Here is a 23,752-nt window from a genome sequence, read left to right on the forward strand (position 1 = left end):
AGACATCTGCCTATTCTAGCTTATAAAGGGTATAACAAGAGCGGATTTGGTATTAAATCCTCAAACCCGATACCCAAACCAGCAACACCCAAGACATCAACACCTAACTCAAAGTCCGTAATAGTGTTAGCAGACTCGGGAATCTCTGCATTGGCGATCCAGAATTGATCGGCACCGGCACCACCAGTAACGGTGTTATCTCCACCGAGAAGGAATAATTGATCGTCTCCGGAACCCCCTAAAGCCCGATCGCCTCTACTTCCCAAAATCAATTGATCATCCCCTGACTGTCCATAAACGCGGTTGCCACCATCGCTCTCAGTAGTATCGATGAGGTCGTTCATGGCACCAGCAAACACCAGTTGGTCGCGGCCATCCACGTCAAAGGTGTCCCCATCCAATGAACCAAATACAGGCTCAAAAACAGAGTCAACATCGGGGAAAATATCATCCTCACGTAAATTGAGGTTCTGGATACGCTGATCCAATTCCTCTGTGGTATCTTCTTGGGAAAATGGGGTTTCTAAGAAGTTATCAAACAGGTACTCTGCTAAAGCATCCTGTTCCGTACCATCATCAGCAAAGGTAGCGTCACCAGTGGTAACCCCTTCTTGCTCCAGTTGGACAAGGTTAACCCGTGCAATCACATCAGGATCAGCAACTTGGCCGACTTCGGGATCAGTGTTGGTATTGGGGAAAGGATAGCCATCGCCGCCACCGGTATAGTTGCCATTTTCGTCAAAACGTGGGGTAGCCAAGAAATCGAGGGTGACAATGCGGAATTCTTGGGTTGCGTCGCCAGCAAATTCCCCATCCACTACCAATTCAGCCACAATTTCGTCGTTTTCGTCAACGATAGCCGCATTTTGGATGCGATCGCCTGTAGGTAAGTCTGGATCAAAGGAAAACTTAATGCCAGAAATTTGACCATAGCGACCAGATACCTCGGGAAGCACGCTGATACCGTGTTCTAGAACAGCTACCAGTTCCTGCTTAGTGAGGGTAAGTAGGGTCAAACCATTGTTAAACGCTAAGGTTGTTTGGATGTCGTTTTGACTAATACCTCCTTCCGGCTTAACCACCTCACCATCCACTACGATAGCTTCGTTAGGAATTCGTACTGCTTCGGTTCCACCAGGAGGAACAACAGTTGAACCAATGGAGGCGCGAATACCACCACCGTTTTTAAGGGATGCTACCACCGTTGGGTCAATTTCCTGAGCTTCAACTAGGTTAGCATCAGCAGTTAGGTTGCCTAGGTTGGTTTCTTGGGTACGAACACCGTCGAGGGGGCCACCAGAACGGTTCCCGTTGAGGAATACCTCAGAAATACCAAAGACGTTGGATTCTGTTTCGATGATTTGCCCTGCGATCGCATCGGCGATTTGTTGAATTTCTGGATCAACCAATTCAGCCGCGTTGAGATCCGCTACTCCTTGATCGTCCGTTGCATAAGCTCCAGAAACTTCAGGATCGTAGCTTTCGGGGATGATGTTACCATCCTCATCAAAGTCAATAACTAGACGACCGACATATTTATAGCTACCATCGGTGTTAACCAGTGCGGTTGTGGTGCCACCGGCGTTGGTGATGAAATTAGGATATTCTCCTTGGATAGAATCATCATCTCTGGGGCGATCGTTTTCATCAAAGAGACGGGTGTTAGAACCACCAGCAACGATGATATCCACGTTCTCCAGACGTTCTGCTAAGGCTTCCTCGATGGCAATTCGCTGCATATGAGCCAACAGAATCACCTTATTCATGTCTGGGTTATCTGCCAACAAGCTATCCACCTCTAGCTGAATTTCGCTGGCTAGAGCATCTAGTTCTGCTTCTGTGGGGTTAGAGCCAAAAGGACTGGGTGAAATGCCCACATTCCCAGGAAAAGCGATAATGCCAAGGGTGGGGGTTGTGGCACCAATAACACCGATATTTTCCCCATTGACATCAATAACTGTGGAAGATGTAATGCTGTTGGGTTGGGGAGCTTGGCCACCAGGAACCTCCAAACCGGCTAAGTTTTCATCGGTGGAGAAGTCCAGGTTAGTAGAGAGGTAGGGGAAGTTAGTTCCAGTAAAATCTGCGCCGAGGATTTCTCCAGGTGCAGAGCCATCGATTAAGCCGGCTAATACCCCTGTCCCCAGGTCAAACTCGTGGTTACCAAGGGCTATGGCATCAAATCCCAACTCGTTTTGAATTTGGATATCAGCTATTCCCCCTGAACCGTAAACCGCTTCTGAGGCATCAAAAAAGACACCTGGAATAAAGGCATCACCGGAAGAAAGTACCAAGGTGTTGTCTTCTAGACCATCGTTACCTATGTCTTCTGCTCTGAGGGCGTTTAGTACCGCAGAGAAGTTAGGAGCGTCGTTTACTGCTTGGGATGATCCTTCTTGATCTCCTGCGTGGAGCAGTTCTAGGGTGAACTGGGGTTCAACCTCAACAGGTTGTATCCCAACAATCAAGGGATCGTGGTCGCTCGCCTGCTCAGAAGCAGGAAACTCTGAGTTTGTATTGAGGATTTCAAACTGGGCGGTTTCGACCAAGTTAGGAGTGACTAAAATGTGATCCAAAGATTGAGAATTACCTTCAAAAATAAAAGTGTAACGTTCATTCTCAGGTAAGGTGTTGGTGAGGTTAACTAAGTTAGATTCAAGGATTTCTAAGGGTTCAATAAATTCAAACTCGTTGAAGTCACCGGCTGCAATAATCTTGGCATCAGGTTCGGCAGCCAGAATACCCTCAACGTAGGAGCTCACAGCATTTGCCTGGTTAATACGCTCATCCAAGCTACCGTTAACCGCCGGGTCATTTTGACGCTGAGTGGCTGGTTGCTTAGCACCAAATAGAGGAGAACTTCCCCCTTTGGAGGAAAAGTGATTATTGATGACGGTAATTTCTTCCCCATTGAAGGTAAAGTCAGCAACTAAGGGTAGGCGACTATCAAAGAAGGGGTTAGCAGGGTTGCTTTGTTGGTCAACCGGATCGACTACTGTATCTAGAGAATCTTCGACAAAGCTAACTCGTTCGGGGTTGTATAAGAAAGCGTTGCGGATGTTGCCCACTGGTTGTCCACCGTTGGTGTCATCCCCAATAAAAGGATTATCCAAGAATTCGTAGGTAACATTGCTAATGGCCGCAATCTCATCGATGAGCAATTGTAAGGTTTGATCCGCCGCAATTACACCATCATCTGCTGAACCACTATTGTCCTGAATTTCTTGTAGGGCAATAATATCGGGATTTAGTAGGTTTTCAACGATTTGGGAGGCGATCGCAGCAAAGCGACCATCGGCCACATCTGTGTCCCCATCGTTGTCGTTAGGATCTAAGTTGAGGACGTTGTAAGCAGCAACAGTTAAACGGGTATCTGTACCAACTACTCCAGTAGAAGGAATGGCCGTGTCACGAATAAGCCTTTCAACCGTCAACTCTTCGGTAAAGAGAATTTCAGGACTACCGAAACTGTAGCTATAAACCCCAGTCACATCCCGCACAATATCCCCAACACCCACATCAGGGGTATCAAAGGGACTTAGTGTGGAATCATCAGCGATTTGAATGCGTTCCGGGTTAAAGTCATCGGGAGAGATATTAAGAGTACCATTTTCACTTAATCCAGTGGCCTCTAAACCTTCAGGAATAACTAAAACTTCCCCAAAACGATTAGTGGGTCCCACTACTGTTGCTTCGGGAATGGTTACTAACATCCCTTCTAAACTTTCGTAGAAGTCGATGCCATCTTCATCGGGGTCAAAGAAAGCAAAATTGTCGTTGTCGATGATTTCTGTGGGGGGTAAACGTCCATCAGAACCGAGAATGACGGGATCAGGGAGTGGAAGAACAACATCAAGACCAACGATATCAGGAAAAGCCATCTGGGTAATGGACAGGTTCCCTGTATCTAAACCACCTGGGGTAAACTCACTAACTTCTCCTGTCAGTGAAAGCACATCTCCTACAATAACCCCAGGATCACCACCTGTGAAAACAAACAAAGCATCGGAGGTTGCATCGTTACCATCTCCAGTGGGATCTTGGACATAGAAACCGTTGGAATCTACTGCCGTAACAATACCAGAAGTATTAACAGTTGCACCGAGGAACGGGGAAATATGCCCTTCACCCTGGATATCGTAGATAGGTGCCTCATCTGGGAGGGGTTCTGCGTCAATATTGATGCCAAAGATGGAGGTTGTGCCACTGACTTCATTACCCACTGCAAGTAAAGGTTGACCGGTGGGACTGTCCTCGGCTGCAATAAACACAAGGCCTTCTGGGCCTAAATCTCCCACAGCAGGGTTGGTAGAATCGTCTCCTAACTGAGTGGCAACGGTGAAATCCCGTTCATTGATGTATTGGATAAATTCTGGTTTAAAGGGATTGGTGAGATCGTAAACTACAATTCCCCCAACACGCTCTAAACCAATGAAACCGTAGGGTGTACCGTTGATTTCTCCTACCGCGACTCCTTCGGGTTCGGGTCCTTTGGCATCGCTACGGGTTTCAAAGGTGTTCTCGTCGTTGTCGGAGTTGAAGAACTCGGGGAAAGCTTCGGCGGTGATAGCTTCCAGTTGGGTGCCACTGTCAAAGAGGAGATTACCGCTAGTATCCCAAATGGAGAAAGAACGACCTCCATAGGCGTAAATTTCGCTGTAGGCGGTAGTTTCGGTTAGTTGTCCCCGAATTTCACCGGCAGGAAATTCCTCCGTTTGAACGTTGAGATATAGGGGAACTTCGGCACCGTCTTCTGCATTCCGTAGGGCATCCACAAAGTCGCTTAAAGGTTGGTTAGCGTTGTCGCTAACTTCCCACGCTCCCACTAAGGTAACGGAACCATCGGCGTTGTAGCTAACTTCTAGGTCATCTTCTTGAGTTCCGTTGAGGATACCGAAGACAATGGGGCCATTTTGTCCACTGTCTGCATTATTGAAGTCTAAACCCTGTAAGTCATCCCCTGTATCCTCGGTTTGAGGTGTACCAAAGAAGGCCCCAACGTCGATCCCTTCTAACTTAATGTTGTAGGTGAGGGCGGTTCCTGCCTCATTTAAGCGTAAAACAGCGTCTCCTATAGCATCGGTTTGATCCCCGGACAGATTGGCAATAAAGACATCCGCTGAACTGATACCGTTAACGGTGGTAACTTCTAAGCGTCCCAGGTTAGTTTCTTGTTGTAATTCTCGGAAGTTGGGGAAAGCAACTGGATCGAGTACCAAGTCATCCACCCTTGCTTCTTCGCTAAAGGTATCGTAATCTCTGGCATCCCCTTCGTTAGCGGTGATGATTAAATCTTCCCCAAGGGTGTTAAATAAGGCGATCGCATCCGGTTGATACATCCCCAACACGGGTACCGGTCGAATATCAATAGCATCGTCTCTGTCGCTAGGATCAAGTCCGTTACTGAGATTAAGCAACCCTAAGCCAATGGGGACTCCTGTTTCCCCAAAGTCGTTATCGTTGATTACAGCTACGGTGTCAGCATCCACCACTGCTAACCCTTCTGGTTTGTCGGTGAAGGTGTAACCCAACTCTGCTAAGTCTGCGTAGAGTTCTTTGGTAACAACTTCGATACCTCTCGCGTCTAATTCTTCAGGGGATAATCCTTCTAATGTTTCCCCTTCTTCTAGGGTGATGTCTAAAACGTTGGTGGCGTTGGCTAAATCGATGCGATAGATGTTTTTCACGGAATCTGGACCAAAACCGGAATCCCGCTCAATCACTAAAAATTCCCCAATTTGGTTGAGGGCGGCTGCATCTCCAATCTTGTCGCTACCACCACCCATATCGTCTTGAATGTACAGATATTCCCCTGTCACGGTTTCGGTGGCAGGGTCAAATTCTAATATGCGGATGGTGGAGGTTTCTTGAGATACGGGGTTATTAATAGGGGTTTGAATAAAGGCGTAAACCTTGCCATCTTGATAGGCAATAGCTTCAAAACCTCGATTAGCCCGACGTTGGTTATAAACTTCGGGAAATACGCCGTTTCCTACTTCTGGAGGTAAACCTTGGGGAACATAACGTTCTATTAGGGTGCCATCGGTCTGAAAATGGTAAATAGCGGGGCGATACTCGTCGTTAAGCCAATAGGTGCCATCTGGAGCGCGTACGATCCCTTCTAGATCAGCACCCAAAGGGTCAAATGCTAAGATATTTCCCTGTTCGTCGATGGGAATTCGTCCTGTGTCGTCACTTTCCAGGTTAGGCCGTCCGCTAAGAGGGTTGCCACTTTGATCGGTGAGCAGCACTTCCTCAATGAAACTGAGATCCCCATCGTTGGGGTTATACTCAAAGCGAACAAAACGGGGTTGCAAGTCTGGTAAGAGATAGGTGCGAACACGCTCTTCTGTCCCATCTCCATCTATGTCTGCGTTGCCGGTTTGGCTCGGTCCTAAATCGGGATGGGTGATAAATTGTAAGTTCCCGTTCTCAGGGTTAATTCCTTCAAAGTACAAACCGGAGAAACCGCTTAAGCGAATATCTCCTTGAGCTTGACTTGTGCCAATAACGGGTAATTCTTCTGTTTCAAAAAAGGATGTTGTTAGGGTGGGGCCTAAACTTTGGTCTTTAAAACCTAAAGGAACAATCTCCGTTATTTCGTTGCTGGTGAGATCCACAACCGCAAGGGCGTTGTTTTCCTGTAAGCTAACATAAGCTGTCTCAGAATCGGAAGAAACGACAATGTACTCTGGTTCGAGATCCTCTGCTACGGTTGCCCCTGGTCCAAAAATACGAACCCCTTGACCCCGAAGGCTCTCTATTTGGTCGTTAAACTGGGTAAAACCGGCTGTGGTAACGTTGGCTTGGGTTATGGTTCCTACACCACCAGAGATATCGATGATACTTACGGAACCTTCTGGATCAACGCTGTAATCGTCACTCGGTTCCCCTTCGTTGGCGGTTAATACTTTGCTTCCATCAGGGGTAAAGGTTACCATGTCGGGTAACACACCCACTTCTACCGCACTGAGGAAACCTGGAGCAGTATCAGTGGTTCCTACGGTGTAAAACACAGCTAAACCGTTGTCTGCGGTACCGTCTGCTTCCACTGCGATCGCAATCACTCCATTGCTCACTGCAACACTGTTAATCCCTCCGACGGTAAAACCTTGGGGAAGGGTTGCATCTGACAAATCAATTCTTATCTCATCTCCTCCATTTGTTGTGGCAATAACAGGATTATTGGGATTACTGATATCTAAAACATCGATAATTCCTGCATCAGCATTTACTACAAAGAGTCTTTGTGTTGTCGAATCGTAAGCAGTAATTTCTGCTGCTCCTTCGTCAAAAACTCCTGTGGAGAAACGTCCTAAAAATTCAAGCTCAATTGTCATAAATGTTTGTTGTCAATATTTGTTTTTAATCAAGACTATGGGGTACATTTTTGCTATGGCCAGGGATGTCCCACTTTAGTCATTAATGACTGTTATTTTCCCAACTTTAAATAAAGATAAGGTAAAGAATAATCTAAGATTTGATAACCTTTTGTTTAAAATTTCAATAAGCTTTATTAGTCGTTTTTGGCGATCGCTTTTTATCTCTCTTTCGGGGCAAGGAGTCAGGAGAGAAAAGGAACCCCTGACTCCTGAATCCTGTATTTTGACTCCTTCTTTAATAGATATGGAACTCAGGTAACTATAAAAAATATGAACCCGATTAAATAACCCATAGGTGCATTGATCCTATGGGGTTAATTACTATTGTAATGTTGATAGGGAACAGGTTAATAATGTTCCTAACTAAACTGTCATAATATCCTTTTCTTTGGTTGCTAATATCTCATCAATTTTTTTAGTAAATTGATCGGTTATCCTTTGAATATCGTCTTGGAGACCGCGAGATTCATCTTCAGAAATGTCGCTATTTTTTTCTTGCTTACGTACATCATCGATGGCATCACGGCGGATATTTCTAATAGCCACCTTACCTTCTTCTGCCATTTTACTGGCTAATTTAACCAAATCTTTGCGTCTTTCCTCTGTTAAAGGAGGGATATTGAGGCGAATCACCTGGCCATCGTTATTAGGGGTTAATCCCACATCGGACATCTGGATAGCCTTTTCAATTTGTCCCATACTCCCCTTATCATAGGGCTGAATCATAATCATGGTAGCCTCTGGGGTGTTGATATTGGCTAATTGATTTAAAGGGGTTTCCGTGCCATAATAATCCACTGTCACCCTATCCAAGATAGCAGGATTCGCTCGCCCCGTACGAATGGTATTAAACGATCGCTGAGTAGACTCAACGGACTTTTTCATATTTTCTTTAAGGTCATCTAACATCACAGAAACCTCCTACAATGGTTCCAACTTTTTCGCCTTTGATAGCTCGAATAACATTGCCTGGGACAGAGAGATTAAAGACAATGATCGGGATATCATTTTCTTTACAAAGGGCAATGGCCGTCCCATCCATCACCCGTAAATCGTGTGTCAACACATGGCTATAGGTTAAGCTTTCATAGCGACGAGCTTCAGGATTGAGGTGGGGATCGCAGTCGTAGACTCCATCCACCTTAGTCGCCTTAAAAACTACCTCTGCGTCGATTTCTGCTGCCCTGAGAGCGGCTGTGGTATCCGTGGTAAAAAAAGGATTTCCTGAACCCGCCCCAAAAACGATAACCCGTCCCTTTTCTAGATGACGGATGGCACGACGACGGATATAGGGTTCAGCCACTTCCTGCATGGCGATCGCCGTTAACACCCTGGTGGGAACCCCTATTTGTTCCAGGGCATCTTGCAACGTCATGGCATTCATAACGGTGGCAATCATACCCACATAGTCTGCGGTTGCCCGATCCATGCCTGCTGAGGCTGCTTTCACACCTCTAAAGATGTTGCCTCCCCCTACAACAACCGCTAGTTGAATGCCATGATCAGTGACATCTTTGATTTCTTGAGCAATGTCGGCCACGACTTTGGGGTCAATGCCATAGCCCAGGTTTCCCATTAGGGCTTCACCGCTAAGTTTGAGTAATACGCGCTGGTAAGTCATCCCTCTGCCGTAACTGTTTAATTGAGCCTATTCTATCTGGGTAATAAGCATCATCTATCTTGTCCTTTTTGTCAAATTCTGTTCAGAAAGTCAATATTTGCTCATCAATATTAAGCTTCTTGGCATTGAGAATTACATTTTTCATCTATAACCCATTGAGAAAATAACTTTGACCCAATTTTATAAGTTTCATAATCTAACTGGTGGATAACACCTGTTCCAGCCAAAACGGTTAGAGCGTCTTCAATATCATTCAAACTTAAGTTAATATTTTCTACTAATATTTCTGCGGTTGCTTGATTTTCTTCAAGTAAAGCTCGATAAACCTTTTGTTCTAATTCCCCAAAACCATAAGAATGTACATCTTCATCCCACCAAGCAGTAAATTCTCTTTTACGATGCTGTTTAATTAAACTACGAGTTAAATATTCATCAGAAATTGCTTTTTCTTTTTCTTTACTATCAAGAATAATATTTAACATTTGATTGCTTAAGTAAGGATGACATCCTCCCCACTCTAATACTAAATTTATAATCTTATTAATATCGTCATCTGTCAACTGTTCCTTATAAGGTTGACAACGATATCTAATTAATTTCTCTGTGTCTGAGGCAGATAATACACCAAGCCATTGAATATCTGCAATATTAAACAGGGGTGAACTTACAGCTTGATGATAATCTTTTAAATCTCTATAACCTGAAAGAAATAATCCTAAAAAGGGTTTAATCGCTAGGTTAGTAGTATCTTTAAGAGAACGTAAATAACTACAAGCATCATTAGCCCAAGTTTGCTTAACTAGATACTCAGCACCATCGAATAAAAAGCAAACTCCCCGACAATCATGATTATTTTGTAGATTTTTAATAATATTACTTAAACCCTGTGAAAAGTATTCATGATCTAAAGATTGATCCTTCCCAGGATTAGGCATATTTGCTTTCAATACCCCAAAATTGACCGCAATATCCGGTCTATTTCGGAGAAAGCGTCGATAAATTTTAGCTAAATCAAAACCTTCTTCTTGTTGAGGATTTTGAATCGTTTCTTTTAAACGTTGGATAAGCAGATAACGAAAATTATCAAGACTGGTAGGCCGCTCTTGTTGTAGATTGAAAAGGACAGGTAAAGCGCGTACTCCTACTTGATCATCAAGTTCTAATAAACGCCAGCGAATAGCATTAAGAACACTGGTTTTTCCTAATCGTCTGCCTCCCATCAACACTCGGACTTGAAAAGGAGAATTAATTACTTCTGAAATAACATCTTCACGTCCGAAGAAAAAACGGGGATCACTAATACCTACTCTAAAGTTCTCGAAGGGATAGACCATTTTTTTCTCTCATCTTTTTTCATTTGCCTTTTTAACCAACTTGACATTAATTCAACTTGTAGACTATGGCTTATTTCCTGCTCAGATTGATTTTGTTTAATCAATCCTGCATTCTCTAACCATAGCAAAGCTGACTCACAATCGCTTGTAAAATATTGTTCAGGAGCGTCCCATTTTTGTAAAACCATACCCTCAAGTAAACAGATAGCAAGTCTTTCAGCACCTCTTAAAAAGGCTAATATACAAAATTGGGATGTTCTCCACTGCCCATTAAGTCGAGTTAGTAAAGCCTCTTCTATTATCGGTTCAGTTAAAGTATTATTGCAAGCCAACAAACGTAAAATGGCCATAGCTGTGGTGAAATCTCGTTTGTTTAAATCATCCCAGATATTTTGTTGAAAATAAATTTTTAAACTATCGGAATACTTTAAAATTCGTTTCAGGTAGGGTTCAGACGATGAATTAGTAATAAGTTTTAATAAGTTATTCTCTTCTTTCTCTTGTTTTTCCGCTTTGTGATAGATCATACTAGCAATTTGTCGCGCAATAAAAGGATGACCACCACTTTCTTGATGAATTATATCTAAAATTTCTGGCTCAAATTCAACACCCATAAATTTACCAATTTCAGTTAACATAGTTTTGGTTTCTTGTAAGGCAAAAGGTTGAATATGAATCTCTTTAAAAAACTGAAAAACAGGATTTGTAGGAACATTCCACTGAGTCCAGATGTTCACACGATTAAAGTCAGGATGTACATCAGCAACTAACAATGAAAGTTTCTTTTGGGTTTGGCTTAACTGACGTAATGCACCAAAGAAAGCATTAAATTCTTCTACTTTTTCTACAGGATCGCTTTCGGTAGGAAATATTCTATCAATTTCATCTAAGAAACAAACAACAGGAATATTATAGTTATTTTCTTCTAACATTTGGGCTAATTTACAAAACTTTTCAATAAACTGGTCTGTTATCTCTTTTGCAAGGGAATTTACATCAAATAATTCCACAACGAAATTATTATCAGGCGACGATTTATTTAGTAAGTCCTGAAGTTGTTTTAATATTTCATTAAATAGTTTAACCCCATAAGAATATCCCCCGTAAGGTTGGAGATCAATATGAATAATAGGATGCTTTTGCATCGAAAGCTTTAATTGAAGCAAAACAGATGTTTTACCCGATTTTCGGATGCCTAAAAGAGCAATTCCTTGACATCGGGAAAGGTCTTGTTCAAGAGCATTTAAAAAGTGATGACGACCATAAAAACAAAGGGTATCACCAATAGCATTACGATCTTTTAAAAAATCGGCCCCTTGTAAATAACGTTCTACATATTCGGCTAATAATCCTGGTGAAGTAGATTTAATTAAAGCTTCTTTAATAGACGCTAGAGGAATAGGAATAACAATAAAATTAGACTGTAATCTTAACTTTGCTATTTCCATTTTACATATAGTATCTTGTAGGTTTTCATAGGCTAGTATGGCGATTTTTTCTGATTGATTATTTTTTAGATTTTCACTAACTTTTTTGAAATCACTTATATCTGACTCTTTAGGAGTTTCTAGAAACATCACATAAAAGGGAGTATAAGATGATAATTTTCCTGTGATATCAGTTACTTCTATTAATGAATCACCCTTATTTATTGCTCCTGCTTGTTCAAGAAATCTCTGAATATACTCATAATTCAACATCTTCTCTTTTATTATTTCTTTACCTATTTTGATGGTATTTTCATTAGCTTGTTGAATAACAGCATTATCATTACTAATATCACGAATGTTAATGGGAGAAGAATTTGTAATTGCTTTTGCTTCAAGTGATATTGGTCTATTAGCCATAATTTTAACTAGTTCCATGATGTCAATACTTTGCTGACGATAAATATTAATTTCAGCATTTCTTGCCTTTAGCATTGCTTTATATTTAGCTTCAACTGCTTCTAATTTATGCTGATAAATTTCCTGAAAATATTGATGTATTTTTTCTTTATCCTTATCGGGAGGAAGTTTGACTTTAACTACAAAAATACCATCTCCTTTATTTTCAATACTTGAAACTTCTAAAGGTATGTCTTCATTTTGTACTTGCACCGTTTTCATGGTTTCTATAAATGCTTTCCAGTCAATGCCATTACTAAAAATTAAATCAACAGTATCAAAAACTTCTTCAAATAATTTGGTAAATTCTTCTGGTTTAAATTCTCCACTACTGGGACGACGTTCTTTTTGATTATTTAAAAGATAGATATACTGACAATCAATATGATCTAAGCGAGTTGTGGAATTAATATTCCAGTTTTCTAAACAAACACCTGTTAAATAGGCATTACTAAAATCGGTTTCAACTGCATTGACTTCAGTTAAGTTAGCATCGCCTAAATTGGCATATTGTAAACTAGCTTGACTTAAATCTGCTTGCTTTAAATTAGCATATTGTAAATTAGCTTCATTAAGATTAGCCCCTCTTAAATTAGCTTTGAATAAATTAATAGAATCACCATTACTAGGATTAATTAATAAATTTCTAATAGTGGGATCAGCTAAAATTGTTTTTCCGACTTTAGCAATATTTAATTTGACTGTATCTTTAAAACAAGTACGAATTAAAATAGCTCGATTAAAATTGGTATTTTTAAGTATTGCGTCTGTAAAATCTGCATCAGTCAGATTCGCTTTATAAAAAGAAGTTTCACCAAAATAGAGAAAATCAATAGCAAATTGACGTAACCAAGAATCTATCGTTTCATGTCTAAAACTCCTCTTATTTACAAAGTATCCTAAAGCAAATAAACCGATAACTACAATTCCAACTATAGGTAATGATGAAGGTGAGGCGACAGCAATAAAACTTACTCCACCAAAGAAGACAATTGATAATAAAACTAGAGCAAAGACACCTATCATATCTATAGCTCTAGCCATACTCAAAGCAATAGATAAAGTTCCTACTGCTATTATTATTAGAATGATAGATGAACCAATCCATTCGGTTTCTACTAGAGCAATACCCAAGGGGAAATATTTAATTTTAGACAAAGATATAGCTAAAATTAAAGTTAATATGAATGCTCCACTAATAATTCCCGTACCGAAACTTTTTCGATAAGTAATTACACTAAAAAATATTAAAAAAATCAAGCTAGACCATGATGCTATTTGATGCTCGAAGTTGGGATTAAATAGAAGAGAAATTAAGAAGCCTATCAATCCAGAAAAACTACCAGATACAAACATTAATAGTAAAGTGTATACAAAAAAAATAAGGAACCATATCGTCTTTAATCCTGCTTTGACACCAATAAATTTTGTATTTGTTAGGTTAGCTCGGTTAAAATTTGTGCCTCGAATATCACAATAACTAAAATCTGCTCCTGATAAGTCTTGTCCCTTCAAATTTGCGCCCCGCAAGTTTAAGCTTTGAAAGTTGCGCTCTCCCGCTTGGTATAATTGGATTATTTGGTAAGCTTTCATAATTAAATGTTTTAGTAAATTAGAAAGATATAGTCAATCATAGAAACATTAATAGATATGGAGATAAATGATAAAATCGGTGCATCATCAGCGTATCATTTATGAAAGTTCTACAAATTGTCCCATCCATATCTTTAATTTATGGTGGTCCGTCTCAAATGGTTTTGGGTCTTTCTGCTGCTTTAGCTAAGGCAGGGATCGATGTTACTATCTTAACCACTAATTCTAATGGAGACACAGGACAAGCACCTCTAGATGTTCCTTTAGGGGTTCCTATTGAACAAGAAGGTTACAAAATTATCTATTTTCCTTGTTCTCCGTTTCGTCGTTATAAGTTTTCTTTTCCTCTGTTGCAATGGTTGAATAAACACGGGAAAAATTACGATATTGCTCATTGTCACGCCTTATTTTCCCCTGTAACCACAGCCGCAGCAACCGTTGCTAGGTATCAGAAATTACCGTACATTCTACGACCATTAGGAACCCTCGATCCTGCCGATCTCAAGAAAAAACGACGTTTGAAGCAAATTTATGGCAACCTTCTAGAACGCCCTAATATTAATGGTTCTGGTGCTATACATTTTACAACAAAAGAAGAAGCTAATATTTCCTATCGTTATGGTGTAAGTACACAAGATTTAGTTATTCCTTTGGGGGTTAATATTCCTGATAGTTTGCCCCAAAAAGGAGCAACTAGAAATAGTTTAGGGATTGCTAATGATATTCCTTTACTATTATTTATGTCTCGCATTGATCCTAAAAAGGGTTTAAATTTTTTAATCGAAGCAACAGAAAAATTGATTGAAAAAGGAATTAAATTTCATTTAGTTTTAGCTGGTTCTAATCCTCAAGATCCTGTATATGAAGAGAGTATAAAACAAAAAATTGATGATTCTTCTTTAGGTAAATACACAACTATTACAGGGTTTGTCAAAGGAGATTTAAAACTAGGTTTACTACAAGATGCAGACCTTTTTGTTTTGCCTTCTTACTACGAAAATTTTGGTATTGCAGTAGCAGAAGCAATGGCTGTGGGGACTCCTGTTGTGATTTCTGAAGGGGTTTATATTTATCCTGATGTTAAAGAGTATGATGCTGGTTGGGTAACAACCTTAGAAGTTTCTGCTTTAACAGAAGCTCTAGAAACAGCTATAATATCCCCTGAAATGAGAGCAGAAAAAGGAAAAAAAGCTTATCAATTAGTGAAAGATAAATATAGTTGGTCTGCGATCGCACAACAGGTGATCCATGCTTACACTAACCTCAGTAGATAAGAAAGTCCTAACTAGGATCTTTCTCATCTACTTAAAATAGCTTTAACCATATCCTAAGCCACTTGGGGTTCTAATAACGAGCCTAATTGTTGAATCCCTTTTTTTAGATGGCGTGTCACTGTCATGGGACTAATCCCAATTTGTTTAGCTGCCTCTTTGCGAGGAAGTTCGTGCAGAAAGACACATTCTATGGCAGCCTTAGTTTTGTCTTCTAGTTGACTCAAAGCCCGTTGTAATTGTAAACGATCTTCTTCTAACTTTTGTTTAGCTTGATAGTGTTGATCTGGCAAAGTATCTCCAAAACTGAGAGAACAATCTACACTTTGGTTAATGGTTGCATCTAAACTCACCAAGAGACGGTTTTGCAGTGCTAGTTGGCATTCGTTCCACTCTTCTAGGGGAACTTGGAGAGCATCAGCGACTTCCCAATCTAGAGGAGAACGTTCGAGAGTTGCTGTCAATTGTTTACGAACTTTTTTACCTTTGTTGTGCAGTTCTTGCCATCTTCTGGGAATTCTCATCACACTACCTTTATCCCGAAGATAATGGAGCATTTCTCCGCGAATATAGGGAATGGCAAAAGAACTAAAGGCACAACCCTGTTGAGGATCAAAACGTTCGATAGCACGAATCAAACCTATGTAACCAATCTGTTCTAAATCTTCGTAGGGTTCTGAACATTGGCGACTAATGCGATGGGCAACTTGACGCACTAAGCCTAAATTACACTCTACCAGTTGATTGCGTAACTTTAAAGAAGGATTACGGGCATAAGCACTTAAAAGCTCCATGCTATCTATATATTTCTTCTTAGTTCCTTGGTTATAATGTGTCATGATTGTACGTCCAAAAATTTTAAAAGGGAAAAAATAATAATGAAATTGGGTTAAGTAAACGTTCCTAACAGAGCAGCTTGGGCCAAGCTTTGGCTAATTACTGTTGATAGGTTAAAAATCCTACTAAGGAATCTTGTCTATATGTCCTTATTTTCGTTCTCAGAGAAATTCCCTACTATCGGTATTACACGGAAATCTTTGACACTTCTCTAAGATTAATCTGCACAAATACGCAGATTGACTCCCATGTACTTTACCAACTGTTAATTTTGATCAATTTCCGTATTCGGTATTCTTTACTAGCCAATGCTGTGAATTTTCAGCTATAAAACATAAGTAGTTGTTTAGGTTGTCTGTTGTAGCAATAGAGAGAGAATCTATGAGTAATACCAGTAACTTTCGTGATGCTATTCGCGAGGCCCAAGGTCAAAATCTTATTGGACCTAATGTTATCGCTAACGCTTTGCCCTTTGTTGGGGGTGGGTTAGTGCTAACTGCAGTGGGAACCTACGGAGGGTTAGGGGTGATTGAGTCTTTCCCTAATCTATTTTTTCCTACTTTCTTTGTAGCGATCGCTTTAAACTTTATTCTGTTTTTTGTTGCCCGTAATATTGCAGAACAAGGCAACAACAGCGTTGCTTTACCCTTATTAGCTTTGTATAGCCTTTTGTCCGGTTATACCCTCAGTGGCTTAGTTTATCTAGCCTTGAGAACCCAAGGAGTAGGTGGACAAGGAATTGAGATCGCCGCTTTAGGCTGTGGCATTACCTTCGTTTTTGCCCGTAGTGTGGGGTCTAATCTATCGGATCAAGATGGTATGGCTTTGACCAAAACTATGGGTTTAGGGATGGTTGCCTTATTAGTAGTAGTTTTTGGTGAGTTAATCTTCAGTCTTTTCGGTATTTATACCCCTAGCTGGCTAGAAATCGCTATTTCTGCATTAGGCGTTTTGCTATTCGTTGGGGCTGCGGTAGTGGATTTTTACATCCTGCCTCGTACTTATAAAGACGAGCAGTATATTCCGGCTGCCCTTTCAATGTATCTCACCTACATTAATCTGTTTATCTTCATTCTGCGTCTTCTTATCGCTATTAATAGCCGAGACTAGAAGGCAATATAAGTGGTCACACTAACTTGACCAACTAAAGCGAAGAAGAGGGGAGGAAATTAGTTAAGGATTTCTCCCCTTTGCGCTAAATTGGTAAGGTAAACAAATGTAAACAAAATAATTACAGAAAAAATCTATGAGTGAACCATCTACCCAACCCACCGAAACCCCAAAACTCGAAGATCCTAAATTTGGTTTTAACGATTACGCAGAACGGTTAAACGGTCGTGCTGCTATGGTTGGCTTTTTATTAGTATTAGCCATCGAATATTTGACAGGACAAGGTTTATTATCCTGGTTAGGTTTACAGTAAACAAATCAGGGGACTGGGGCATTAAAAAACGGATCACAAAATAAGCCCCATGTTCCCACCCTTATGTGTTAATTCTTTACTTTTTTGATAAAGATTCAATAAATACCGAAACTTACACTAAGTGAGATATCGTATAAATAATCTAATTTCCGTAATTTATACAGTCTGTTTTATGGCAAGTAAGATAAGCTGAAATTAGAGTAAATATCCTAATAGCTCCAATCACCATGAACATTTTATTGCCTCGTGTTCTCAGAACTCTTTACCGCAAGGAACCCATTTCTAGTTTTATTCTCGTAGTGGGAGCAGTGGACGCGGTGATGGGAGGCGTAGGCCAACGGTGGTCTTTATTTTCCTTCGGACTGTTTATTGTTTCCCTTTCTATTATTTTGCGCTGGTGGCAAACCCAAAAGGATCAGCCGATCGCAACACAGGATAAACCAAGACGCTATCTTCCACCAAGTTCTTCTAATCGACCTTTACCTTTATTGACCCACGAGAAAACTCGTCGTTAAGCAAAAAAATAGCAAAGTAGATACAATAGTCGTAAAAAATTAGGGTCAATTATCCCCCATTCTACGATGACGTATCAGGAAAGACGGAAACGAGGAAACGTGCTGTTAGGCTCAATTCTAATAACTCTGACTCTTTTAGGTCAGGGGTTGGTATTTCCTAGCTATGGTCAGTTGATTCGCCAACAACGAGAGGCCTTATCGGAGCAGAAAATTCCCATTCCAGGGGTTAATTCGGGGATAAGCTTCAAACACCGTTTAACTGGTCACACCACCCCCATTAGATCTCTGGCCTTTAGTCCAGATGGAAAAACAGTAATTAGTGGTGGGGGAACCAATGAACCATTTTTAAAATTTTGGTCTATTCACAGTGGCCACGAAACCGATACCCTAAGAACCCAAAGTTCCGCAATTCTAACCCTGGCAATTTCCCCTAATGGTAGAACTTTAATTAGTAGTGGGGAAGATGCAGATATTCATTTCAGGGCTTGGCCCCAAAGAAAAAATAAAGTTACTTTTTTTGATCACTATAGCCATGTTTTAGACTTAGTGGTTACCCCGGATAGTCAGCTAGTGGTCACCGGTGCGTTGGATGGTATTCGAGTTTGGACTTTGGAACCACCTCGTTTACTCTATCAACTGGAAGATTTTGGCACGCCAGCTTATGCTTTGGCTATGCATCCCAATGGTTTTTTGGTGGCCAGTGGGGATAATCAAGGAATTGTCAGATTTTGGAATTTAAGGGATAGAACCACTGTCTCGGAATTTAGCGCACATTCTGAACCTATTTCTGGTTTAGTTATTACTCTGGATCAAAAACGTTTGATAACGGCGAGTCATGACAGCACTATTAAGGTGTGGGACTTGGCTACGGGGGATTTATTGGACACCTGGACTGGCAATAGGGGAAGGATTACATCTATTGCGCTGAGTCCTAACGGTAAAGTTTTGGCTAGTGCTAGTAATGATGGGGTGAGATTATGGAATACCGAAACCGGTCGATTATTGCGTCATTTTACCAATCACACAGATCGGGTTACTGTGGTGGCTTTTAGTCCCGATGGAAAATATTTAGCCTCTGGTGGGTTTGATCGGGCGGTTAACCTCTGGGAGATTTCTCCTGGATTTTATGAATCTTTAACGTTACGGCGTAATTAATAAGGTATGGCTCAAGATCAAAAGCATCCCCAAGAACACCGCGATCGTCTTATTGTTAATGAGTTATTGGTTGCTGATCCCAGTGACCATAATTTGGCTGAATTAGCCAGACTTCGTATCCGTTATATCAATTTTCCCGGAGCTAGGCAATTGAGCCAAGATTTAGATTTGATTTTAGAACAATGGCAATTAACGGAGGGGGAATTATTTGAAAAAACCCGTCAACTCCATGAAAAAGGGAAGGTTTATAAAAAGTCTTCTGGGGAAGATGTACAAGATTGGAATTAGTCAAGACGGTGATACTTTCCCCAAAGCAATGCGGCTTGTCCGCTACTACCGTCAGTGGGAGAATTATCGTCATTGCCTAACCAGATACCTGTGGCCACGTATCTACTGGGAATATAGCCAATAAACCAGAGGTCAACCGCGCGATCGGTGGTGCCGGTTTTTCCTGCTTCTCCTAAACCCAAATTAGCAGCCCCACCAGTGCCGTTACTGACTACCCCTCGTAACATACTGGTCATGGTTTGGGCAACTCGGGGGGAGATGGCCTGTTGTTGACCACTGTTATCCTTTTGAAAGTTATAAATTTCTCGACAACTACGCCAGTCATTGTTATCGATGCAGTCCCCTCCGTCTAAAATACGACGAATGGCGTGGGGACGGTGCCAGACACCGTTGTTAGCTACAGCAGCATAGGCCCCGGTCATTTCTAAAACAGTTGCCTCGCTCTGCCCTAAAATTAGCCCTGGAACAGCCTCTAAATCTGACTTAACCCCCAACCGTCGGGCTACATCCACCACGGGGTTTAACCCTGCTTCTTTGGCTACCTGCAAAGCGATGGTATTTTCTGACTGGGCTAACCCGTCATACATATTGGTGACACCATTACTACGTTCACAGGGTTTATAGACTTGGCCTTGCCATCTGATCCCACCGCAACTATAGGACTTTCCAGGAGAAATACCTCTTTCTAAGGCGGCTGCATAAGCAAACAATTTAAAGGTTGATCCCGGTTGTCTTTTGGCTTGGGTAACACGGTTAAACTGACTTTGTTTGTAGTCCACACCTCCCACAAGGGCTAATATTTCCCCGGTACGGGTATCTAAAGTTACCATAGCTCCATTAGAAAAGCCGTAGGTTGCTCCTTGATTTTTGATAGTTTCTTGTAACTTTTTTTCCGCTAAGGCCTGTTTGTTTAAATCTAAGCCTGTTTCTACGATAAAGTTACCTTCTTTGGCTATTTCTACTCCTAATAACTGCTGTAATTCTTGGAAAACGTGGGCGTAAAAATAGGGTGCTTTACTGTTAGCTAGGGCTTTTCTAGCTTTAGGACTGATTTCCACCCGCGATCGCCTGGCCCGAGTTGCTTCTTCGGGGGAGATCATCTTCAAGGATGCCATACGGTTAATAACCCGATTTCTCAACTGTACGGAGGTATCATAATCCTGTACAGGGTTATACAGGTTCGGAGCGGGTAACATCGCTACTAGGGTGGCTGCTTCTGCAATGTTGACTTCTGTAGCTGATTTATCGAAGTAAAATTGGGCTGCGTCTTCAAACCCGTAGTTACCCATCCCCAGATAGACTCGGTTAAGATAGGTTTTGAGGAGAAAGTCTTTACTGTAAACTGCTTCTAGTTTGATGGCGACAATAATTTCTCTAATTTTACGCTGTGCGGTGTTTTCTCGTCCTACTTCTGGAAATAAACTACGGGCCAGTTGTTGGGTGAGGGTACTGGCCCCTTGACTGATACCGTCGTCTTGAAAATTGACCACCATGGCCCTTAAAATGCCGTAGGGATCTACCCCAAAATGCCAGTAGAAGCGACTGTCTTCTGAGGCGATGACTGCTTTGGTCAAATAGGGAGAAAAGTTCTTTAAACGGTCGATTTCCAGGTGAGGATCGTCGTTGAGGGGACTCAAGGGGGTTTGTCCATCTCTGGCGTAAACCACCACAGGTCCGCTAACGCCGGAGGGTAGGGGATGCACTGTAATTTTACTGGTTTCCCACAACAACCAGGCTACCAGTAGGGTAATCAATGATCCTGTGCCATAAAAGCTATATTTTAGCCACTGCAACCATTTTGGGGGTGGGTTATGGTAGGTGAAAGTAGCGACATCCGTTAATTCTGGTGGTCCGAGGGTTAGGGTATCCCCATGACGCAAGGATAAGTGTTTAATGCGTCGTTTTCCTAGGTAAATACCATTGGTGGAGTCTTCGTCTCTGATCAAGAAGTTTTGAGGGTTGTTTTGATCCCGATGCAAAGAGCAATGGACTTGACTAACAATGGGGTTGAGTACCTTGATGTCTGTATATTTGGAACTACGACCAATAATATAGCGATCGCCAATTAAAGCGTGGGTTATTGCCTTATCTTTTGGGCTTTCTTTTACTCTTATTTCAGGGACTTTTGCCCCTTTTTTTAATACCTGGGTTTTCGGGTTAGACTTCACCAAGTTTTGCACTGCTTGGGTTAAGAGTTGACTCACTGGTTGTTGTTGACTCATATTGAGAGAAGGCGATCGCTTTTGGGTATTCTAGCTTACTTATTATAGAGACAATGATCTCTATTTTGAATGTTTCCTTTATGGAAGGAATCGTATGGGGTTATTAATATTAAAATTTTTGAGACAATTTTTTTGACTATCAACTTAGCAAGAAAAACAGAAAAATAATTACCACAACCAAAAATTGAACAGTTAACTACTAGATTCCTGTGAATTAGCTGTGGAACATTATGTGTTATTATAAGTTGTAGTTATACTATTTTCAGAACTTTTCTATTCACTAAGATCCATGAGTAAGAGACTATCCGTAGGCATTCAAGGGATGGCCACTTCCACATCGACTGCGCCAACAGGATCAACGGTTATTGAGCGTAAACATTACCCTAACTACAAGGTAATTGTTCTTAATGATGATTTTAATACCTTTGATCATGTGGCTAACTGCTTGACGAAATATATTCCTGAAATGAGTAGCGATCGCGCCTGGGAACTCACAGAGCAAGTTCACTTTCAAGGGTTAGCTACTGTCTGGACTGGACCACAAGAACAAGCAGAATTATATCATCAACAATTACGCCGTGAAGGGTTAACTATGGCCCCACTAGAGGAAGCATAAATTATGAATCATGGGGATAAAGGTAGGTTAGTTTGGAATCATTCTACTCATCTAGATGGGTTAATACCTATCTTAGAAAAACTAATTATTTATCCAGGTATTACTACGGTTACTCCTGGGGTTATTAGTCGATCTAAAGGTCATTGTCCCCATCTAAAACTTCGGGTTTCTGTTCCTATTCGTGGTGGTTATAAATTGATTGCACGACAAGGAAAGACTGTACAAGAGGTTTTCATTGTCACAGATTTAAGCCAAAACGAATTAGAATCTACTATAGAGAAAGTTTTAAGTTAATTATTAAGTAATAAATAAAGAGCGAAAGTGATGGAATAAGTTAGTGTTATTTTATCCTTCTTATGAGTCTAAAAAGTTATACCTATGTTGTGATTATTTTCTTATTAATCACATTCTTATCTTTTTTACATTCTTTTGGTGCTTTAGCTGATCCAGAAAAGGTGGTTTTAACCTCTGAGTTACTAGAAGAAAGGATTAAGTCTCCACAACTACAAGATGGTATTTTAAACTTAAATCTAACTTCTTTAGAGATAGATTTAACAGAAGAGAATAATCAGTTTAGAGATGAATTTTACCGCCAAGTCCAACATTATCTAAACTCTAGTGATAAGACAGTAGGTTTAGATTTTAGTCACTCTCTAATCAAGGGGGACTTATTTAGTAATCGTTTAGGAATATTAACAATATTATCTGAGGAAACTTTGCCGCAAGATTTAACTATCAACGAACGAAAAATTATCGAATCTAACGAAAAATTTTCTACTCAACCAAGAGAAAATATAGATTCAGTTATTTTATTTCGTGGATCACTAAAACTTAATGAAGTAACACTGAAGGGAAAAATCAATTTTACAAACACCATATTTTTACAAAAAATAGAAGCTAAAGATAGTAATTTTTTAAAAGACATAGATTTTCATGACAGCTATTTAGGTAGAAAAGTTGATTTTAGTAACTCAGTTTTTCAAGAAAATACAAACTTTAGGAAAAGCCTATTTTTGGAGTCTGTGAAATTCAATGAAGTTCAATTTGTAAAAAATTCTGACTTTAATTATGCTCAATTTAAAGAAAAAAGTAATTTTAGCGAATCTAACTTTAATCAAGTAGCTGATTTTAGTTATACTTTTTGGTCAGAAACTAGCAACTTTATAAATATTAATTGCCGAGATCGTATATTATTTTCTAATAGCATTTTTGGAAGCTTAATAAATTTATCCAATTCTACTTTTGAGAAAAGCATAGTTTTTCGCAATACTTATTTTCGAGACATACTCAAATTAGAAGATATAAAATTATTAGGAATAATGGATTTTAGTAATGCCGACTTCTTAAAAAATAAAGCTATTAATATCGCAGGTTTTGCTTTTGATTCAGATGGGGCTAAGGTTTTAGGAAATACGGGGAAAATAGGCAGATTTATGTATCTCAAAGATCTAGAGAGAAATGAAACAGTTATTCGCAATTTAATTCAGAATTTTCGTAACTTAGAGCAAATTTATGATGCCAATCAATTAGAATACAAAAAACAAAAATTACTGCAAAAAGTATCTTCTCAAAAAGCCAGGGGTCACTCGCTGCGAAAACTTAGGCCAAA

At 40.5% G+C, this 23,752-nt stretch carries 16 protein-coding genes and 1 pseudogene; 9 read left to right on the forward strand and 8 right to left on the reverse strand.

What is annotated here, in order from left to right:
- Positions 1-20: 20 nt before the first annotated feature.
- From P9B04_RS20085 to P9B04_RS20110, 6 genes and pseudogenes are all read right to left on the reverse strand, one after another.
- Positions 21-7,340 carry a choice-of-anchor I domain-containing protein gene (locus tag P9B04_RS20085; RefSeq protein ID WP_342056750.1) on the reverse strand — a complete coding sequence of 2,440 codons (7,320 nt, stop codon included), beginning with the start codon at positions 7,338-7,340 and terminating at the stop codon, positions 21-23.
- 405 nt (positions 7,341-7,745) lie between these two features.
- On the reverse strand, positions 7,746-8,291 hold the full coding sequence (gene frr, locus P9B04_RS20090; protein ID WP_446718024.1) for a ribosome recycling factor: 546 nt from the start codon (positions 8,289-8,291) through the stop codon (positions 7,746-7,748).
- Positions 8,281-9,003, reverse strand: coding sequence for a UMP kinase (gene pyrH / locus P9B04_RS20095; protein WP_342056752.1), 723 nt, complete (start codon positions 9,001-9,003; stop codon positions 8,281-8,283). The genes frr and pyrH overlap by 11 nt, the downstream gene beginning before the upstream one ends.
- A 110-nt stretch (positions 9,004-9,113) precedes the next feature.
- Positions 9,114-10,337, reverse strand: coding sequence for a helix-turn-helix domain-containing protein (locus P9B04_RS20100; RefSeq protein WP_342056753.1), 1,224 nt, complete (start codon positions 10,335-10,337; stop codon positions 9,114-9,116).
- A complete protein-coding gene (locus P9B04_RS20105) occupies positions 10,307-13,483 on the reverse strand; it encodes a pentapeptide repeat-containing protein (protein ID WP_342056763.1) in 3,177 nt (1,058 codons plus the stop codon). Before P9B04_RS20105 ends, P9B04_RS20100 begins: the two co-directional genes overlap by 31 nt.
- Before the next feature lie 165 nt (positions 13,484-13,648).
- Positions 13,649-13,816: pseudogene (locus tag P9B04_RS20110) on the reverse strand (pentapeptide repeat-containing protein); the annotation flags it as partial.
- A gap of 101 nt (positions 13,817-13,917) precedes the next feature.
- Here P9B04_RS20110 and hpsP point away from each other — a divergent pair.
- The gene (gene hpsP, locus P9B04_RS20115; RefSeq protein ID WP_342056754.1) at positions 13,918-15,090 is read left to right on the forward strand and encodes a hormogonium polysaccharide biosynthesis glycosyltransferase HpsP; all 1,173 of its coding nucleotides are present in this window, start codon (positions 13,918-13,920) and stop codon (positions 15,088-15,090) included.
- Positions 15,091-15,143: 53 nt separating this feature from the next.
- Here the strand turns inward: hpsP and P9B04_RS20120 are convergent, their stop codons facing one another.
- Complete coding sequence (locus tag P9B04_RS20120) at positions 15,144-15,926, reverse strand: RNA polymerase sigma factor SigF (RefSeq protein ID WP_342056755.1); 783 nt, start codon at positions 15,924-15,926, stop codon at positions 15,144-15,146.
- A 379-nt stretch (positions 15,927-16,305) separates the two neighbouring features.
- Here P9B04_RS20120 and P9B04_RS20125 point away from each other — a divergent pair, with 379 nt between their 5' ends.
- The 5 genes from P9B04_RS20125 to P9B04_RS20145 all read left to right on the forward strand — a co-directional run bounded on the left by P9B04_RS20125 (position 16,306) and on the right by P9B04_RS20145 (position 19,305).
- Complete coding sequence (locus P9B04_RS20125; RefSeq protein WP_342056756.1) at positions 16,306-17,034, forward strand: Bax inhibitor-1/YccA family protein; 729 nt, start codon at positions 16,306-16,308, stop codon at positions 17,032-17,034.
- 136 nt (positions 17,035-17,170) lie between these two features.
- Positions 17,171-17,347, forward strand: a complete 177-nt coding sequence (locus P9B04_RS20130; RefSeq protein WP_287139950.1) for a hypothetical protein — start codon at positions 17,171-17,173, stop codon at positions 17,345-17,347.
- A 227-nt stretch (positions 17,348-17,574) separates the two neighbouring features.
- Positions 17,575-17,862 (forward strand): hypothetical protein, encoded by a 288-nt coding sequence (locus P9B04_RS20135; protein WP_342056757.1) that lies wholly within the window; start codon positions 17,575-17,577, stop codon positions 17,860-17,862.
- Between the two features lie 66 nt (positions 17,863-17,928).
- Complete coding sequence (locus tag P9B04_RS20140) at positions 17,929-19,017, forward strand: WD40 repeat domain-containing protein (protein WP_342056758.1); 1,089 nt, start codon at positions 17,929-17,931, stop codon at positions 19,015-19,017.
- Positions 19,018-19,023: 6 nt separating this feature from the next.
- Positions 19,024-19,305 carry a DUF3288 family protein gene (locus P9B04_RS20145; protein ID WP_342056759.1) on the forward strand — a complete coding sequence of 94 codons (282 nt, stop codon included), beginning with the start codon at positions 19,024-19,026 and terminating at the stop codon, positions 19,303-19,305.
- Here the strand turns inward: P9B04_RS20145 and P9B04_RS20150 are convergent.
- Positions 19,302-21,527: a PBP1A family penicillin-binding protein gene (locus P9B04_RS20150; RefSeq protein WP_342056760.1), complete on the reverse strand. Its 2,226-nt coding sequence runs from the start codon at positions 21,525-21,527 to the stop codon at positions 19,302-19,304. The genes P9B04_RS20145 and P9B04_RS20150 overlap by 4 nt on opposite strands.
- A 322-nt stretch (positions 21,528-21,849) precedes the next feature.
- Here P9B04_RS20150 and clpS point away from each other — a divergent pair, with 322 nt between their 5' ends.
- The 3 genes from clpS to P9B04_RS20165 form a co-directional block, all read left to right on the forward strand.
- The gene (clpS, locus tag P9B04_RS20155) at positions 21,850-22,143 is read left to right on the forward strand and encodes an ATP-dependent Clp protease adapter ClpS (RefSeq protein WP_342056764.1); all 294 of its coding nucleotides are present in this window, start codon (positions 21,850-21,852) and stop codon (positions 22,141-22,143) included.
- A gap of 3 nt (positions 22,144-22,146) precedes the next feature.
- Positions 22,147-22,437, forward strand: coding sequence for a DUF2103 domain-containing protein (locus P9B04_RS20160; protein WP_342056761.1), 291 nt, complete (start codon positions 22,147-22,149; stop codon positions 22,435-22,437).
- A 62-nt stretch (positions 22,438-22,499) separates the two neighbouring features.
- Positions 22,500-23,752, forward strand: a 1,253-nt coding sequence (locus tag P9B04_RS20165) for a pentapeptide repeat-containing protein (protein ID WP_342056762.1), incomplete at its 3' end; no start/stop codon positions are given.

This window comes from Crocosphaera sp. Alani8 (genome assembly GCF_038442745.1).
Classification (GTDB): domain Bacteria; phylum Cyanobacteriota; class Cyanobacteriia; order Cyanobacteriales; family Microcystaceae; genus Crocosphaera.